Source organism: Paenibacillus phytohabitans (genome assembly GCF_013141775.1).
Lineage (GTDB): Bacteria > Bacillota > Bacilli > Paenibacillales > Paenibacillaceae > Paenibacillus_AQ > Paenibacillus_AQ phytohabitans.
On record NZ_WHOB01000061.1, the window covers coordinates 1 to 17290 of the forward strand.

At 54.7% G+C, this 17290-nt stretch carries 15 protein-coding genes; all 15 read right to left on the reverse strand.

The window, feature by feature from the left end; genetic code table 11:
* Positions 1–381 precede the first annotated feature (381 nt).
* The 15 genes from GC101_RS20165 to nifH all read right to left on the reverse strand — a co-directional run bounded on the left by GC101_RS20165 (position 382) and on the right by nifH (position 17288).
* Positions 382–1383, reverse strand: a complete 1002-nt coding sequence (locus GC101_RS20165) for an MBL fold metallo-hydrolase (RefSeq protein ID WP_246354426.1) — start codon at positions 1381–1383, stop codon at positions 382–384.
* Between the two features lie 39 nt (positions 1384–1422).
* Positions 1423–2157: a class I SAM-dependent methyltransferase gene (locus GC101_RS20170; protein WP_171718708.1), complete on the reverse strand. Its 735-nt coding sequence runs from the start codon at positions 2155–2157 to the stop codon at positions 1423–1425.
* 233 nt (positions 2158–2390) lie between these two features.
* Positions 2391–4094, reverse strand: a complete 1704-nt coding sequence (locus GC101_RS20175) for a glycoside hydrolase family 13 protein (RefSeq protein WP_171718709.1) — start codon at positions 4092–4094, stop codon at positions 2391–2393.
* 105 nt (positions 4095–4199) lie between these two features.
* Entirely contained in the window at positions 4200–4439 is a 240-nt protein-coding gene (locus GC101_RS20180; protein ID WP_171718710.1) for a hypothetical protein, read from the reverse strand.
* 170 nt (positions 4440–4609) lie between these two features.
* Complete coding sequence (locus tag GC101_RS20185) at positions 4610–5881, reverse strand: BclA C-terminal domain-containing protein (protein WP_171718711.1); 1272 nt, start codon at positions 5879–5881, stop codon at positions 4610–4612.
* A 333-nt stretch (positions 5882–6214) separates the two neighbouring features.
* Positions 6215–6991 (reverse strand): Cof-type HAD-IIB family hydrolase, encoded by a 777-nt coding sequence (locus GC101_RS20190; protein ID WP_171718712.1) that lies wholly within the window; start codon positions 6989–6991, stop codon positions 6215–6217.
* Between the two features lie 176 nt (positions 6992–7167).
* A complete protein-coding gene (locus GC101_RS20195) occupies positions 7168–8310 on the reverse strand; it encodes a homocitrate synthase/isopropylmalate synthase family protein (protein ID WP_171718713.1) in 1143 nt (380 codons plus the stop codon).
* Positions 8307–9059 carry a HesA/MoeB/ThiF family protein gene (locus tag GC101_RS20200; RefSeq protein ID WP_171718714.1) on the reverse strand — a complete coding sequence of 251 codons (753 nt, stop codon included), beginning with the start codon at positions 9057–9059 and terminating at the stop codon, positions 8307–8309. Before GC101_RS20200 ends, GC101_RS20195 begins: the two co-directional genes overlap by 4 nt.
* 310 nt (positions 9060–9369) lie before the next feature.
* Complete coding sequence (locus GC101_RS20205) at positions 9370–9936, reverse strand: DUF269 domain-containing protein (protein WP_171718715.1); 567 nt, start codon at positions 9934–9936, stop codon at positions 9370–9372.
* A complete protein-coding gene (gene nifX, locus GC101_RS20210; RefSeq protein WP_039297710.1) occupies positions 9920–10330 on the reverse strand; it encodes a nitrogen fixation protein NifX in 411 nt (136 codons plus the stop codon). The genes GC101_RS20205 and nifX overlap by 17 nt, the downstream gene beginning before the upstream one ends.
* Positions 10305–11633 (reverse strand): nitrogenase iron-molybdenum cofactor biosynthesis protein NifN, encoded by a 1329-nt coding sequence (gene nifN, locus GC101_RS20215; RefSeq protein WP_171718716.1) that lies wholly within the window; start codon positions 11631–11633, stop codon positions 10305–10307. Before nifN ends, nifX begins: the two co-directional genes overlap by 26 nt.
* Complete coding sequence (gene nifE / locus GC101_RS20220; RefSeq protein WP_076248462.1) at positions 11623–12987, reverse strand: nitrogenase iron-molybdenum cofactor biosynthesis protein NifE; 1365 nt, start codon at positions 12985–12987, stop codon at positions 11623–11625. Before nifE ends, nifN begins: the two co-directional genes overlap by 11 nt.
* 288 nt (positions 12988–13275) lie before the next feature.
* Positions 13276–14835, reverse strand: a complete 1560-nt coding sequence (nifK, locus tag GC101_RS20225; RefSeq protein ID WP_171718717.1) for a nitrogenase molybdenum-iron protein subunit beta — start codon at positions 14833–14835, stop codon at positions 13276–13278.
* Positions 14832–16289 (reverse strand): nitrogenase molybdenum-iron protein alpha chain, encoded by a 1458-nt coding sequence (gene nifD, locus GC101_RS20230; RefSeq protein WP_171718718.1) that lies wholly within the window; start codon positions 16287–16289, stop codon positions 14832–14834. Before nifD ends, nifK begins: the two co-directional genes overlap by 4 nt.
* A gap of 132 nt (positions 16290–16421) precedes the next feature.
* Positions 16422–17288 (reverse strand): nitrogenase iron protein, encoded by an 867-nt coding sequence (gene nifH, locus GC101_RS20235; RefSeq protein ID WP_039297719.1) that lies wholly within the window; start codon positions 17286–17288, stop codon positions 16422–16424.
* Positions 17289–17290: the final 2 nt, after the last annotated feature.

Sequence of the window (17290 nt, forward strand, 5' to 3'; positions counted from 1 at the left end):
GGTCCGATTACCTTCGCGCTAGCACATTGTATTCGATTTTTCGCATACATTTGGCCCATATGCCCACTTCCGGCGAATTTAAAGATACTTCTTGTTCCCGCCACTCGGAGTAACTTGGTACTTTTCTAAACTAACACAAAAAACGGGTACCCTCCTTGGCGGATAGTGCCCGTTTCTCTTAAGTATGCTGTATTCTGGTTGTTGTTTGGTATTGGAAGTATTCGTAATAGTAAAAGTAATAGTAATAGTGGTGGTAGTGGTAGTAATAGTAGTGGTAACAGCAAAGGGTACGGTTCCCGCAACGGTTGTAAGAACAGCCTCAAGGAGAGACGGCGACGGACACAGATGGACTTAGGTCTGCAACAAGCAATCTATTGCAGCTTATCCGGACACCGCCGCCGTGAACAATATGCTCCCGCCGGGGCCGTCCTCCGTCTCGGCCGCCCGCTCCCGGCGCACCAGCTCGGCCAGATGGGCCAGCGCCTCGCTCATCGCGAACCGCATCTGATGCGCAGTCGCGATCCGGCTGCGGAACAGCCCCTCACAGACGGCGAACCCGCTCTGCGGTCCGCCGGCAAGCAATGCGGCTGTAGTATCCAGCCGCTCCTCATGATGCCGGAGCAGGCTGTCCGCCCGCGCCGTGAACCCGCTGAACGGTTCCCGGTGGCCCGGGAACGCCAGCTCCACCTCAAGGCTGCGCAGCTCCCGCAGCCCCTGCAGATACGTCCGCAGCGGCTGCGGATCGCTGCCCGGCTGCAGGCCGACATTGGGCGAAATCTGCGGCAGCACAGCATCGCCGCAGAAGATTTGCCCGCTGCCGCCGTGGTAGAGCGACACATGACCCGGCGCATGCCCGCCGGTCATCAGAACCTGCCATTTGCGGCTGCCCATCACAAACGGCTCCGCCTCATTGATATAGGTGACCTCCGGCTGCGGGGTCACCTCCGGCCGGAAGCTCTCCAGATGCTCCCGGATGCCCTGAATCCAGACCTCCGGCATGCCGTGCCGCAGGAAAAACAGCGGCAAAGCCTCATCCAGAATCGCCCCGCTGCCCCAGGCCAGGCCGGCTTCAGCATGAGCCCGCTCCGACATCCAGACCCGAGCACCGCTGCGCGACTGCATCCAGCCGGCAAGACCATAATGGTCGGGATGATGATGGGTAACGACGATATCCCGCACCTTGGACCAGGACAGATCCAATTCCTCCAGAGCACCCTGCCAGGCAAGCTCTGCATCCGGGGTGTGCGGACCCGGGTCAATCACCGTAATCCTGCCGTCCCGGTCAGGCAGAATATAGCTGTTCACCTGACGGAGCGGCAGCCCCATCGGCACAGAGACCTGCAGAACTCCGCCATCCCAAGATTGAATATCCGCCTTGTGCAAAATCCTCTCTCCTCCTCCGGCTCTTCTTCCCGCCGCCATCTATGGTCTAGCTCCTGTGAAGATCATCCGGGTTGAGGACTCAGCATCATATTCCTCTTCATCGTAGCTGCCATGCACAGCTTCAAGCCGCAGCCCGGCAGCAGCAATCATCTCGCGGAAATTGTCCACGGAATAGAGCTTCACCCGTTCATGATATTTCCGGGGCGCCCCTCCAGCCTTCGAGATCAGAAGGATATCCTTCTTCACATAACCCTCCTCAATCCGGCGTGATTCATCGATCAGAGTATCCCCGTCCTCACGGACAGAGTGGGGCACCAGATGGCGGATGACATAAGCCGGATTCAGAAAATCAATAATAAATTTGCCCTCCGGCTTCAGCATCCGGCAGATTTCCTTCAGCACCTTGATCTGCTCCTCGTCTTCTTCGAAATATCCGAACGAAGTAAACAAATTGACCACTGCATCGAATCCGCCCTCCAAGGGAAGCTCACGCATATCAGACCGCAGCCAGGTTACGGCTTCCGCCCCCGCCTGCGAACGCGCTTCACGCAGCAGCGCCTCGGATAGATCAACCCCGGTCACCTCATAACCGGCCTCCGACAAAGCCAGCGAATGGCGGCCCATACCGCAGCAGAGATCAAGCACCCTGGCACCCTTGTGCAAGTCCAGCCAGCCGATCATCGTCTCCACCTCATGGCGTGCACCGCCGAAGTCCCTGTGTCTATATACGATTAAATAGTCCTCGCCAAAGCTTGTTTCGTACCACTCACTCATCTCTCTATTACTCCCTCCACAGCCTTTTTCCCAGTACGGTCTTATGCCTCTCTTTAATAACGCTTATTGTACCGTCTTTTACTGTGGAAACAAAGCATCAGGATCACAATTCAGCCGGAACATAGATTGAATAATTATTTATTTTCGTGAAAAAAAACAGCAATCCCCGGAGACCACTCCCGGACTGCTGTTTTGGGTTCTTCAGTCGGCGGTCCGGGAACCCGGGTCCGGCCTTACGTTTTGCTGCTTAAGCGCTGCAGATATACACGCGCCTCATATGGACGCAGCTTCAGACTGCGCAGATCATCCTCTTTGGCTGCAGGATAATTAGAGATCAGCAGCTCCAGCTTCTCCGCCGCCTGAAATTCCTCCGGAAGCTCAAATACCGGCTCACGTTCATAGAAATTCAGAATGACCAGCAGCCGCTGGTCCTCCAGCGTCCGGGTGTAGGCATAGATCTCGGGATGCTCTTCCAGCAGCAGACCATATTTACCGTAGACGATCACCTGATGTTGTTTTCTAAGCTGAATCAGCTTTTTATAGTAATTGTAAATGGAGTCCGGGTCCTTGACTGCATTAGCCACATTAATCTCCCGGGAGTTCGAGTTCACCCTAATCCAGGGAACCCCCGTCGTAAATCCGCCATCCTCACCATCGTCCCACTGCATCGGCGTGCGGGCATTATCGCGGCTTTTGGTATGAATAGCGGCCATAATATCGGCTTCGGGAACGCCGGCGGTCCGCTTTTCCTCGTAGAAGTTCAGCGTCTCTACATCCCGGTAATCATCAATCGACTCGAAGGCGACATTGGTCATCCCAATTTCTTCACCCTGATAAATGTAGGGGGTGCCTTCCAGCATGTGGATGAAGGTCGCCAGCATTTTGGCTGACGGGATACGGTAGAACAGATCATTGCCGAACCGCGACACCGAGCGCGGCTGATCATGGTTGCACAGATAGTTGGCGTTCCAGCCCCGGTTATGCAGAACGGTCTGCCAGTTGCTGATAATCTTCTTCAGGTCACCCAGCTTCCAGGGCACGACATCCCATTTCCCGCTGCCCGGTGAGGCGGCATCCAGATTCATATGCTCGAACTGGAAGGTCATGTTCAACTCGCGGCGTCCGTCACCGACATAATCCAGCGCCTGCTCCGGCCCAAGACCCGAGGTTTCCCCTACCGTCATAATATCGTAGTAATAGAGCACCTGATCATGCAGATTCTGCAGCAGCGTATGCACATGCTCCAGGTTCGAGAACATATCATAAGCGCGTACGGTCGGCGTGCCGCCGGGATTCAGGGCATCCGGATAACCCTCGGCCTTCACAATATGGGCAATCGCATCAAACCTGAAGCCGTCAACCCCCTTCTTCAGCCACCACTCCACCATCTCATGCAGCTTGTCGATCACCGCGGGATTCTCCCAGTTGAGATCGGGCTGAAAACGGGAATACAAATGCAGATAATATTCATCCGTACGGGGATCGAGCTCCCAGACCGAACCGCTGAAATAGGATTCCCAGTTGTTCGGCGGACCGCCGTTTTTCCCTTTTCTCCATATATAATAGTCCCTTTTGGGATTATCCTTCGAGCTTCTGGATTCAACGAACCACGGATGCTCATGCGAGGTATGATTCAGCACCAGGTCCATCATCAGCTTCATCCCGCGGGTATGCATCTCGCGCAGCAGCAGGTCAAAATCATCCATCGTGCCGAATTCCTTCATAATGCCGCAATAGTCGCTGATATCATAGCCGTTGTCATGGTTCGGTGATTTATAAATCGGGCAGATCCAGATCACATCTACGCCGAGGTCCTGCAAATAATCGAGCTTCGATAACACTCCGCGCAGATCGCCCTTCCCGTCACCATTGCTGTCCATGAAGCTGATCGGATAAATCTGGTAGGCAACACTTTCTTTCCACCATTTGGGGTTCAATTTAGATTCCCTCCGCTTCTATTGGTTCCTGCCTCTGTAAGACATATTAATATATCTTAACCAGACCGAAGGAAGAGGATAACAATTTATTCGAAAAGCATGCGCCTACTCCGCCGCAATCAATCCCCGTATGGCTGCCTTCAGCCGCTTATCAAGCTGCTCATTCCACTTCTGCCCCTCTGCCGCAGATTCACCGTGGATGTAGAACATAAGCAAGGCCCCTTCCTGATAGGCTTTAAAAGGAATCAAATCCGCAGCAGCCGTCTGCTCCCCGAAATCTTCCCAGCCTGCAGCCCGCTCCTCTGCGGAAGCGAAGAGATATAGCGACAGCTCCACTCCGTCCATGGAATAGACCTGCGGCTTAAGCCCGTTCAATTCCAGCTGAAAATAGCGCCAGGTACCTCTTCACCCGCCTGCAGCCTGCACAACAAAAAGACAGGATACCCTCTACCCGGTACCCCGCCTCCCTCCAAGCCTGTTCTGTAACCTTCAATTCACTCTGCTTTCTGCTACTGCTAGGCCAGCTGCTTAATGACAATCGACGCATTGACATTCGCCTGTGTTCCGCCAGCCAGTGTCTGTAGTGTGACTGCTGCCGACGAGCTGTGATTTCTCAGCGTCAGCACATCTCCGGATGACAGGGAGAAAATGGCCTGCCCGGTATTCTGCTGTGTTCCTGCACCCGAACCATATACCGTCCCCGGAACCTGTGCGCCATTCACGAATAGGGCAAACTGGCTCGGCTCTACACCGGATACCGAGAAATTAACCTCGTAGACACCCGCATTGGTAACCGAAATGGTGGTTGTACCCGGAGCATGCGTAATCCCGGGCGTAAGGAAGCCATTCGTATCAAAAGATACATCCGCCTCAATCGGCACCACCTGTGCGCCGAGATTGTATACATAACCGAACTGGGCAATCCCGCCAGCGGCTCCGGTTGCTCCGGTAGCCCCCGCCGGACCTGCCGCTCCTGCGGCTCCCGTAGCTCCAGCCGGGCCGGCCGCACCTGTGGCACCAGTGGCCCCGGCTGCCCCCGCTGCTCCGGCTGCTCCGGCCGGTCCTGCAGGCCCCACTGCCCCGGCTGCTCCGGCCGGTCCTGCTGGCCCCACTGCTCCGGCTGCTCCGGCTGGCCCTACAGGCCCCACTGCTCCTGCCGGTCCTACAGGTCCCGCAGGTCCTGCTGCGCCCGCCGGCCCTGCGGGGCCAACCAGTCCGGCAATTCCCGCCGGACCGATCCCTCCCAGCGCTCCCGCTGCACCGGCAGCTCCGGCGGCACCTAAGGCGCCGGCGACTCCCGCTGCGCCGAGTGCGCCTGTGGCTCCAACTGCGCCTAGCGCTCCAGCGGCTCCAGCCGCTCCCAGCAGCCCGGCGGCACCTACCGCGCCCAATGTGCCGGTTGCTCCACGGGCACCCAAGGCACCCGCTGCGCCTACAGCGCCCAGCGCTCCGGCCGCACCGACTGCGCCGAGTGTTCCGGCGGCGCCCGGTGCACCGAGCGCTCCGCCTGCTCCTGCTGCGCCAAGCGCACCTGCCGCACCTGCAGCGCCAGCCGCTCCCAGCGCCTCTACAGCTCCGGCAGCACCCAGGGCCCCTGCTGCCCCGGCTGCTCCCAATGCCCCTAATGGAATATTAACGCGTACGATCTGCTTTTTGACGATAATCTTCTTGCAGTTGCATTTGTTATCATGCACTTTTCTTTTCGGACGTTTAATTTTTGGCAGCGGACACTCCAATACATCGTCTTTGCAAATACGTTTTTTTCTCTTAAGTTCCGGACGACCCATAATTAGCACCTCCAATAGACTTTATGTATCCTACTCCGTTTACCCAGGGCAGGGCATGGACATTCATCCCGTAGGCAAATATTTATTTTAGCGAAAACTGGGCATTTATACCGGTTGGACAAGCTGAATTCATCCGGGCAAGCCAATAATTGTTCACCCGCCTTATCACACCCCGTCCAGCTAAAACATATACTATTGCCGGACAACCCGCCCTTTAGAAGCCGGGCATACACAAAAAAGAGCATCCTACTGCACAATCTGCAATAGAATACTCTTTCGGCATCTCTCAGGCCAGGAAACGCCCGGCTTCCGCTTACACCATCCACCCCTGCCTTACAGCAGTCCGACCATCTTCAAGCCTTCGTAAATCCCGTCCTCGCTGACATGCTTCGTTACGTAAGCGGCGGCAGCCTTCGCTTCAGCTTCCCCGTTGCCCATAGCAATACCGTAGCCGACGAACCCCAGCATCTCTACATCATTCAGACCATCGCCAAAAGCATATACATCTTCCTTCCGGACGCCGATAACCTTCAGCATTTCCGCAATTCCGTTAGCCTTGGAGCCATTGCCCGGCAGCACATCCATACACAGCGGGTGCCAGCGGATGAAGTTCAGCTGCGGATACCGCTCAGTGTATATAGCCTGACTCTCCTGCGGGCAGAATATCATCGCCTGATGCGTGTCATTCTTCAGAAAATATTCTGCATCATGCGTCGGAAACACCAGCTTCAGCGAACCGATGCTCGTCTTGATATACTCATGATCGGCCACGTTTACTTTCATACCCGCCGTATCTGTGTATGCCACCGGATGATCCAGCTTCTCAGCGAACAAGGTAAGTTCCTCCAGTGTAGACTTCTCAATCGGGTTGCTGTACACCGGCTTTCCTTCATATACTACATATTGTCCGTTAAGCGAAACATAGGAATCGATCCCCAGCTCCGCGCGCAGCTCCTCGAACATATAGTCCGCTCTTCCGGTAGCAATCGCCACATGGTGGCCGCGTCTTTTCAGTTCGGCTATTGCTTCTTTGGCGGACGGGGGAATCTGCTTTTCTTCATCATAAATTGTGCCGTCAATATCAAAAAAGATCGTTTTCCTCAATGTCATAGCTGCCCACTCTCCTTGCTTTCTTCCGAAGTAATATCCTGCTCAAAGTGTAGATGCTTCCTGCAAACGATGCAAGTTATCTTTTCAGAAAATGACGGATTCACAGCAAAAAAGCAGCACTGTTCTCCCTAAGGAAAACCTGCGCTGCTTAATATGATCAACACTTCAATGCTGTTCTATACCGCATTCTGAGCCCGCTGCTGCTCTTCCATCAGCCACTGCACCAGCATATACTCCGGCACGGTGCCTTTGCGGGCTTCCGCATATTCACGCACCTTCTCCAGCAGCCGGCCGGCCGTGTCAGCGCTGACCTCAAGGCCCCGCTGCTCCAGCACATGCGTGACACCGCCGCTGCCGGAATGCTTGCCGAGCACGAAACGGTGAGCCCGGCCTACCTCCGCAGGATCGAAGGACTGATACGTCGATTGCTCCTTCATCAGCCCGTCCACATGAATCCCCGATTCATGGGTGAAGGCAAGCTGCCCCACAATCGGCTTCGCGTCGCCGACACTGCGGCCGGAGGCGGCAATCACCTTGTCAGCCAAGCCCTTGAGCAGCTCCAGCCGGACCGCACATTCCCCGCCGTACAAATAGCGCCAGGCCATGGCTACTTCCTCCATGGCCGCATTGCCGGTCCGTTCACCGATTCCGGCCACCGTTGTGCTGGCCCATACCGCACCTGCCGCGATGCCGCTAAGCGTATTCGCGCAGGCCAGACCGAAATCATTGTGGCAGTGCACCTCCAGCTCCACATCCCCAGGCACTGCACCAAGCAGCCGGCTCACACGTTCTGCCATCTGCCCCGGATGATGCGCCGAGACGGTATCCGCATAACGGAACCTGCGGATGCCTTCCTTATATAATGTATTCACCACTTCAATGAGGAAATTCAGATCTGCCCTGGAGGAATCCTCCATGCCTACCGACACCGTCATGTCCTGCCGCAGCCCGTATTCCACTGCACGAAGCAGCTTGTTCAGACCTTCATGCTGCGACAATCCCAGCTTGCCCTGCAGCTGAATCTCCGACACCGGAATGGAGACATGACTCCAGTTCACTCCGGTAGCCTTTGCCTTGTCAATATCTCCGGGAACCGAACGGTTCCACGTCATCAGCTTCATGGGGAGTCCCAGTTCAGCGATGGCCGCGATATCCTCCTGCTCCCGTTTGCCCATGGCAGGAATCCCTACCTCTGCTTGCTCTACTCCGCACTCCGACAGCAACTTTGCGATTTCCAGCTTTTCCGCCCTCGTGAATGAAACTCCAGCCGCCTGTTCACCATCCCTCAGTGTCGTGTCACATAGCTTGAGACTTTTCACGGTTTACCTCCTTCTCCGCAGCAAGCGCAATTCGGATTACGGGTAATATGGACGCTATAACAGGCGAAGTCGAGTGAGCTGAAGCGATGCATTACGCCCGCATAAGTTGTCCCTACCCCTGTAATCCATTTTACGGCTTCCAGCGCTGCCAGACAACCTGCAATCCCGGAGGTTGCACCCAGAACAGGGAACCCAAACGGCTCCCACTGCGGCTGCACATCCGGATACAGGCATTCGAGGCAAGGCGTCAGTCCTGGAATCACAGTAGTCAGCGATATTTCAAAGCCATACATTGCCGCTTCCACCATAGGCGTGTTCGTATCGACACACAGACGGTTCAGCGCGTACCGCTCAGGGAAATCGTACCGGGCATCAATCACAATATCGGCATCCCTTACCCAGGGTCTGGCCGCGTTATATTCAATTTTAGAATTATAGCCTTCAATTGCCACGTGCGGATTCAGCCGCTGCAGCCGGGCAATAGCCGTACTCATCCGCTCCTGCCCCAAATGATCACTATCCATCAGAATCTGCCGGTTAAGATCCGGCGCGAGAATGTTTCCCTCATGGGCCAAAATAAGCCTGCCGACACCCGCCGCCGCCAAATAGAGTGCCGCTGTTCCGCCAAGTCCGCCGATGCCGGCCACCATGACCGTCGCTTCCTTCAGTGCCTTCTGCCCGTCTTCCCCGAGCAGCTTCAGCTGCCGGGCATACCGTTCCAGCTCCAAACCTCCGGCAAGCTGCTCCATCCCTGAATCCCCCTGTAACTATATAAGGCGCACTTAAGATTGAACTTGAAGCTTAGTCGTCGCTGCGGTGAACATTTGGACTTCCGGCCGCTGTTGTCACCAGATTTCTTGATCTAATCCGCTCTCCGCGGTAGAAATCCGGTGACAAAGGCGGTCGCTACCGCTCCTACAGTTCCAAATTTCCCCTCCGCTTCTTTCGCTTTTTGTTTATTTCTTTAGTGATTCTTATATAGATAAATTATATTAGTAATTTTTCTATTCTGGGATAGTCGTAACTACAGATATAGATATTGATTCCTGCCCCATTGCTCTAGCCCTCCAGGCTGAGCAGCCCGTGCTCTGAAGTCATCACCTTGTATTTATCCAGAAAAGCCTGCCCTTCTTCTATACACTCCACCCCGTACCGGATCGTCTTCTCTGCAGAAGTGAACGGGAAGGGGGCGCCGGCGCGTAAGCTTTTGAGTACCAGGATAACTCTGCCGCTGTACAGCAGCCCCCGTCCAAAGCCCTCGCCGTTAATCTCAGCGGTACTCTGGATCATAAGGCCCGTTCTTTCTTCCATCACTCCGGCCATCGCCTGGAACAGCAGCGGTACCTGCTGGCGCACCTTCGGAGACACGGCACAATTGAATTCGGATTGATTCTGATCCTCTGCAGTAGCCAGGAACAGCTTCCCGATCTTCTCCAGCGGCGGAAGCATGGCATTACGCCCGAAGAAATCTCCGGCATCCAGCAGATGGCACAGCCGCCGGACCAGAGCATCCGCTGTCTCCTGATTCAGTTCCTTGCGCACTTTCCGGCTGCGCAGCCTCATTGCCGGGGCTTCCGTGTTCCCCTTATCCTGCAGTGCCGCATGCTCATTAGCCATGGGTTCCATTCGCTTCTCCCCCTTCGCTCCCGCTATTCTCCTCCGCCCGCAGAACCTTGGCCAGCCACATAGGCGGCTTACCCTGAAGCATCTCCACCAGCCGTTTCAGCTGTTCCTCTATAGGACTGCCGAAAGGCACCTTCACCGGCATGATCTTGCGGCGCGTCACCCGTGCGGCCGCTGACGCACCGATCTGCATGATGAAGATCAGGGTACAGTCGCTTACCGCATCCAGCCGGCTGTCGATTTTGCCTGCTTCATCCTGGTTCAGCACCGCTGGCAGCTTGCGCAGCTCAACCAGTGAGGCGCCTGATTTCGTTACATTATATACAGCAAACATCGGACTTTGTCCGAAATGGGCATTTACACGGTTTCCATCATCTGTGGCGAACGCTACTTTCACGGTGTCCTGCCTCCCTTTGCATTAACAAATTCCCTGCTTTATTACTCCATTCCATAGCGCCTCGGTACCCGACCGAGACAGACATATAAGCACCCAGCTCATTCCAGACCGGGAATCCGGCCGGCATAAACGCTGCTTCGATCCGCTGCGCACCTGCGAGCCCGTGGGAATTGCTGATCCACAAATCCGCTCCCTTGCCGAGTACCTCGGCATCATCCAGATCCCCCACCCATACCTCGCGTTCCATTCCGGCAACGAGCGGAGTTTCGTATGAGGTAATCAGCGCCTTCTGCTCTACCCCCAGCTCCTCCAGCCATCCCGAGACCGAATACAAATGATCCGGTTCCAGCGCCGTCAGAGCCGACATTCCGGCAAACTGAAAATGGGCATCCAGCATGCTGTCGAGCAGATTCTCCCTCTGCCAGCAATAGCGCAGCGGCACTGGCTCCCCGCTGATCTGATGCAGGAAATGCAGCAGTTCATCGGTGGCTTTGAGTCCCATTGCGCCTTCGAATACTTTATAAGGCGTGCCCAGCGCATTGTGCAGCCGCCGGGCCGGACGCTCCATGCTCCCGCCGATGGCAATCGTCAGCCCGGACTGCAGGCTCTGCAGCATGGAATCCAGGGGAACCCCGCCCCGGGTCAGCGGCGAGAAGCCTGTCAGCAGATGGCCGGAAAGGGACGTCGAGATATCCGGCAGCGCAATCACCTCGAACCCGAAGGAGGAGATGATCTCCTTCAGTTCCATTACATCGGCCGGGGTTAAGAATGATCCCGGCAGCAAGGTGATCTGCCGGGTGTTTACACTCCTGGACCCCCGGTGCCCGACCTGCTGGATCATCTCGTCAATCATGGCTTCTACCGTAGAGCTGAAGCCCGATTCCAGTGATCCGCGAAAATCAGGGAGCACGACGGAGAAGGCGAGACCGCCGCGCATATTCCGCTCTCTTTTATACGTCTTAAGCATGTTCTGATAATCTACACCCGCCACATCGGTCAGCTCTGTTCCAATAATGCCGATGATATCGGGACGGTGCTTGCTCAGCACCAGATTCAGCGCCTCTTCCAGATTGCGGTTGGCGTCGAAGATGACATCCATCTCCTGCAGCGCCGAGGTCTGCACGGCAATTGGTTCCCGGAAATGCCGGGTCAGCAGCGCCTTCGGAAAAGCGGAGCAGCCCTGGGAGCCGTGAATCAGCGGCATGGCCCGGTAACAGCCCTGCAGTGCCAGCACGGCACCCAGCGACTGCCCGATCTTCAGCGGGTTGACCGATGCCGGCTTCTTTCTCCGGTTAACGGTCATAAGGAGGAGCCTCCTTATCCCATGGGGCCGGGCTCGCCGCCAGCTTCCAGATTGGATTCGCCAGCGAATAGGTCAGCTCTTTGGCCAGCCTCAGCAGTCCCTCATATCCGGCATACGCCTTGTGCCGCTCCTGATTAATATCGATGAACGGGATCTGCTCTTTCATCGCCACGTACATATTGCGTCCGCCGGCAATCATAATATCAGCCTTGCGTTCCCTGACCGTCTTAATAATCCGGCTTGCTCCGCCTTCGGGAATGTATTCCGTATCGTCGCCCACCCGGTCGGCAATCCGCCGCACATCATCCTCAGTACTTTTGTTCGTGCCTACCCCGACTACCTGGACACCCAGCTCCTTCAGCGCCGAGATCACCGACCAGCTTTTGACACCGCCGGTATAGAGCACCGCCCGTTTCCCCTTCAGCAGCTTGCGGTAAGGCCGCAGATCCTGGCTTAACCGGGCCTCTTCCCGTTCGGTGAGCCGGTCCACCCGCCGCTCCATCTCACGGTCATTCATTAGAAACGCCATCTGCCGCAGCGAATAGGTCGTTTCCTTGGCACCATAGAACGAACCTTCGAAATATGGAATGCCGTATCTGGATTCCATCTCCTTGGCAAGGCCCAGCAGCGCCCGGCTGCAGACCACCATATTCACCTTCGCCCGGTGCGCCCAGGTAATCTCCTTGTAACGGGCATCTCCCGTTATCCGTGAGGTTACCGCTATCCCTGCGCTGTTCATCAGCTTCTCGATATCCCACATCTCACCGGCGATATTATACTCTCCGATCAGATTCACGCCCAGCGGCGTCAGCGGCTCCGGCTCTCCCGTACCAATGACGTACTGCAGCAGGGCATCACCGGCCAGGCGGTTGCCGAGATTCTTGCTGCCGACGAAGCCGGGACTGTTCACGGGGATCACAGGAATCCCGATCCGCTCAGCCGCCGTCTTGCAGACCGCATCCATATCTTCGCCAATCAGCGCTGTCACACAGGTTGAATATACAAATATTGCCGGAGGCGCAAAGCGCTCGGCAATATAGTCGATACTTTCCTTCAGTTTCTTCTCGCCGCCAAAAATAATATCGGAATCCGTAAGATCCGTAGCGAAGCCATATTGGGACAGGGAGGGGCCGCTTGATAACGTTCCTCTGCTCTCCCAGCTATTACCGGCACAGGCAATCGGTCCATGGACAAGATGTGCAGCGTCCATAATCGGCAGCAGCGTAATTTGGGCTCCATCGAAGGAGCAGCCTCCAGCTGCTTCACCCGGTTTGGGCCGCGGACAGGGCTTTGCTTTTGGGGCTATGCTCCCGCAAGCCTCGGAATCAAATTCGTCTTTTCGAACAGGGTCCATCGGCTCTTCATCTCCTTCGCATAAGATGCTGTGTTTCACGCAAATCTTGCGCTGTTCCTGAGGCGGCATTTGCACATGATGGCAAGAATCCCGGCCCTCCGCTGCCCCCGCGGATTCCGGTCATAATAACCGCTGCCGAACGTACCGGGGGACGAAGGATGCCAGGCTTAGTATTTTTACATTTATTCAAATAATTACATTAATAATATACATTTCATTTCAGAAAGTTTCAGTAATCCCTCTCACTCTTAGTGATCACTTTAACTTAGATAGCTGATAAATCTATGTTTAGCGCACCAGCTCAAAGTTAAATCCGGAATTATTATCATCGAGCTGTTGAAGGATGGTATTCACAATCAAGCTAAGCAGATTTAACGTCCCCTGATACCCGATAATGGGATAACGGTGCATATGATGACGGTCAAAGACCGGGAATCCGACCCGGATCAGCGGAACATCGGCATCCTTGGCGGCGAATTTCAGATGGGAGCTGCCGATTGCCAGATCAACCGTATCATTCAGCAGCAGCGAGCGCATATGCCACAGGTCTTTACCCACATGCACAGTTGCTTCTGAACCGTAAGGACTTGCCGCCAGCAGCGCCACTGCTTCATCCTTGAACTTCACTTCATTGTAATCAACATCACCGTTCGAGCAGACGATATGCACTGGCTCCATCCCGGTTTCCAGACAGAACCCGATCAGACCGATCAGCAGATCCGGATCACCTACAAGCGCAACCCGCTTGCCGTGCAGGTAAGGATGACTGTCCATGAGCGCATCTACTACGCGGCCGCGTTCTTCAGTAAGTGAAGCAGGAACCGGCAGTCCCGTCAGTTCACTGATCGTTTCCAGCAATTTATCGGTACCTTTAATCCCAAGCGGTGTCGATAATGCGGAGATTTGCTGCTTCCAGGTTCCGCTGATATATTCCTGCGTCTTTTTCAGCGTATATTTTTGCAGAGACAAGGTTCCCAGTGCATTCGCTGCCTGCGGAACATCCTCAAGCTTCGTGCCGCCATAATAGTATTCGTATTCTCCTGTGGCCGGGGAGTCATAGTTTCCGCTGTGGTCTCCCAGGATCGTGTACTTGGTATCAAAAGCCGCCAGAATCTTGCGCAGTTCAGCAAAGTTGCCGGTGTACGGCTCGAACCCCAGCAGAACATTCAGCTTCTCTCCGCTTTCCGCACCGCTTCCCGGCTTACTCTCGATTCCCGAACGGGTATAGAGGTAGCTCAGAATGCCTTTGATCATGGCGTCATAGCCTGTGATATGCGAACCTACGAAGCTTGGGGTGTTGCAGAAAGCTACCGGGTATTCTTCACTGATCACCCCTTTGATCCGGGCATTGCCGATAAAAGAGTTGAGGTCATCCCCGATAACCTCAGCCATACAGGTGGTACAGATGGCAACCATCTCCGGTTTGTACAGCGCGACACTGTTCTCCAGACCGTCGATCAGGTTATTCATTCCGCCGAATACGGCCGCATCCTCGGTCATTGAAGTGGAAACGGATGGCGTGGGTTCTTTAAAGTGACGGCTGAGATGGCTGCGGAAGTAGGCGTTGCAGCCCTGCGAGCCGTGTACAAACGGCAGTGTTTTCTCGAATCCGAGCGCGGCCATTACGGAACCCAGCGGCTGGCAGGCTTTATGCGGATTGATGACCACATTCTGGCGGCTGAAGTTCTTTTCCATATATTCAGCGGATTTGGAGTAAGCGAGTGCTTCAGCAGTTTCCTGCTCGCTGCAAGGCGCTTCGAACTGTTTCTTGTTCTCCCGCTGCTGAACATAACGCTCTTCCTTAAACAAGCTGGTATTATCTTTAATGTTCAGATCATCCTTGCTCATATGCTCGCCTCCTCTGGCTGGATTTTGGATTTCCGGGTTACCAGATCCCATACCGGGCTGTTCACAGTCATATCCATATCCTTGGCAAAAACCTTAAAGCCATCGAAGCCATGATAAGGACCGCTGTAATCCCAGGAGTGCATCTGGCGGAATGGAACACCCATTTTGTGATACACATACTTCTCTTTCACACCTGAACCTACCAGATCTATGTTCATTCTCTGGGTGAGCTCTTCCAGCTCATAGGCTGTAGGGTCATCCATAATGATGGTTCCTTCCTGCAGCATCGGAAGCATCTTCTCATAGTCATCCTTATGGGCGAATTCGTAACCGGAAGCTACAATATCCATCCCCAGATCCTCATACGCTCCGATGGTATGGCGGGAACGTAATCCGCCGATCATCAGCATGACCGTTTTGTTCTCCAGCCGGGGTCTGAATTTATGGATAATGGCATCCATCACCGGCTTATATTTAGCAATCATTCTCTCGCAGTTTTCCTGAATCGTAGCATCGAACAGGGCGGCGATCGCCCGCAGACTCTCATAGGTCTTGGTCGGTCCGAAGAAGTTGTATTCCAGCCAAGGAATACCGTAGGCCTTCTCCATATGATCCACCATGTAGTTCATCGAACGGTGGCAGTGAATCAGGTTCAGCTTCGCCTTGTGGGCTACTTCCAGCTCATTGAGGGAGCCGTCACCGGACCACTGGGCAATCACGCGCAGGCCCATCTCCTCCAGCAGGATACGGGATGCCCAGGCATCACCGCCGATATTATAGTCGCCGATAATGTTGACATCATACGGGCCGGTCTCCGCCAGCTCCGCACGTCCCATGACGAAATCGCGGATTGCATCGTTTGCAATATGGTGGCCCAGCGATTGGCTGACCCCCCGGAACCCTTCACAGCGTACCGGAACAATAGGCATATCCAGCTCTTTGGACATCTTTTTGGATACCGCTTCAATATCATCACCGATCAGACCGACCGGGCATTCGGATTGAACTGAGATCCCCTTGGCCAGCGGGAACATTTCGGTGATTTCACGCATGATTACGGCCAGCTTCTTATCTCCGCCGAAGACAATATCCGTCTCCTGAAAATCACTGGTGATCTGCATAGCCGTAAAGTTGTCAATACCCAGCGTCCCGTTCGCAAAGTTACGGCGTGAGCCCCAGCTGTATTGGCCGCAGCCAACCGGTCCGTGACTGATGTGAACCATATCCTTGATCGGGCCCCAGACTACACCTTTGGAGCCTGCATAGGCACAACCGCGCGGAGTCATCACACCCGGCCGGGATTTAATGTTGGACTTGACTGCGCAAGTACCGCAATCTATTGCATTATCTGTAGCAACCTGGAAATGCTTCTCGCGGTCTTTCTTCGCTTTTTTCGGGTAAGCTTCCAGAACTTCTTCTACCAGTTTTTTATTATCTTCGATATTCAGTCCCATGTATTGACCCTCCTTTTCTTGATGCAGGACGTCTAAGCCGCCTGCGTGGCTAATACCACCTGAGATGATCCGGCGAAGGCCGTCTCTCCACTCCCGTTCACCGGATCACTCTGTAGATTACGGCTTAGAGTCTTATTGACCGGAAGCCTGCAGCTTCTTGATTGCAGCTTCTTCATCTTCGATGATGCCGAATTCCATCAGCAGCTCTTCCAGCTCTTCCATGGAAATCGGAGTAGGGATGGTCAGCATTTTGTTATTGAGGATTTTCTCAGCCAGCGTTTCATATTCCTTCGCCTGCTGATGGGTAGGATTATATTGGGCAACAGTCATTCTGCGCAGCTCGGCATGCTGAACGATGTTATCGCGTGGCACAAAGTGAATCATCTGTGTGTTCAGGCGGCGGGCCAATTCCATAATCAGCTCATCTTCACGGTCCGTGTTACGGCTGTTGCAGATCAGGCCACCCAGTCTTACACCGCCGCTGGTAGCATATTTCAGGATACCGCGGGCGATATTGTTCGCCGCGTACATCGCCATCATCTCACCGGAACAGACAATGTAGATCTCTTGCGCCTTGCCTTCGCGGATTGGCATGGCGAAACCGCCGCATACAACGTCACCAAGTACGTCATAGGATACGAAGTCCAGATCCTGATAGGCACCTTCCTGTTCCAGGAAGTTAATGGCGGTGATGATCCCGCGTCCTGCGCAGCCTACTCCAGGTTCAGGGCCGCCGCATTCTACGTTGATAATGTCGCCGAAACCTGTCTGCAATACATCTTCAAGCTCAAGATCCTCTACCGAGCCAAGCTCAGCCGCCAGTTCAAGCACCGAGTTCTGGGCTTTCGTGTTCAGGATCAGACGGGTAGAGTCTGCCTTAGGGTCACAACCTACGATCATTATTCTTTGTCCGAATTTTGTAGCCAGCTGAGCCAGGGTGTTTTGTGAAGTTGTCGATTTACCAATACCGCCTTTACCGTAGAAAGCTATTTGTCTCATTG

Coding starts and splice junctions, on each gene's coding strand:
- GC101_RS20170 (WP_171718708.1), bottom strand. CDS start 2,157: ATGAGTGAGTGGTACGAAACAAGCTTTGGCGAGGACTATTTAATCGTA.
- GC101_RS20180 (WP_171718710.1), bottom strand. CDS start 4,439: ATGGACGGAGTGGAGCTGTCGCTATATCTCTTCGCTTCCGCAGAGGAG.
- GC101_RS20185 (WP_171718711.1), bottom strand. CDS start 5,881: ATGGGTCGTCCGGAACTTAAGAGAAAAAAACGTATTTGCAAAGACGAT.
- GC101_RS20190 (WP_171718712.1), bottom strand. CDS start 6,991: ATGACATTGAGGAAAACGATCTTTTTTGATATTGACGGCACAATTTAT.
- GC101_RS20200 (WP_171718714.1), bottom strand. CDS start 9,059: ATGGAGCAGCTTGCCGGAGGTTTGGAGCTGGAACGGTATGCCCGGCAG.
- GC101_RS20205 (WP_171718715.1), bottom strand. CDS start 9,936: ATGGAACCCATGGCTAATGAGCATGCGGCACTGCAGGATAAGGGGAAC.
- nifN (WP_171718716.1), bottom strand. CDS start 11,633: ATGACCGTTAACCGGAGAAAGAAGCCGGCATCGGTCAACCCGCTGAAG.
- nifE (WP_076248462.1), bottom strand. CDS start 12,987: ATGGACCCTGTTCGAAAAGACGAATTTGATTCCGAGGCTTGCGGGAGC.
- nifK (WP_171718717.1), bottom strand. CDS start 14,835: ATGAGCAAGGATGATCTGAACATTAAAGATAATACCAGCTTGTTTAAG.
- nifD (WP_171718718.1), bottom strand. CDS start 16,289: ATGGGACTGAATATCGAAGATAATAAAAAACTGGTAGAAGAAGTTCTG.
- nifH (WP_039297719.1), bottom strand. CDS start 17,288: ATGAGACAAATAGCTTTCTACGGTAAAGGCGGTATTGGTAAATCGACA.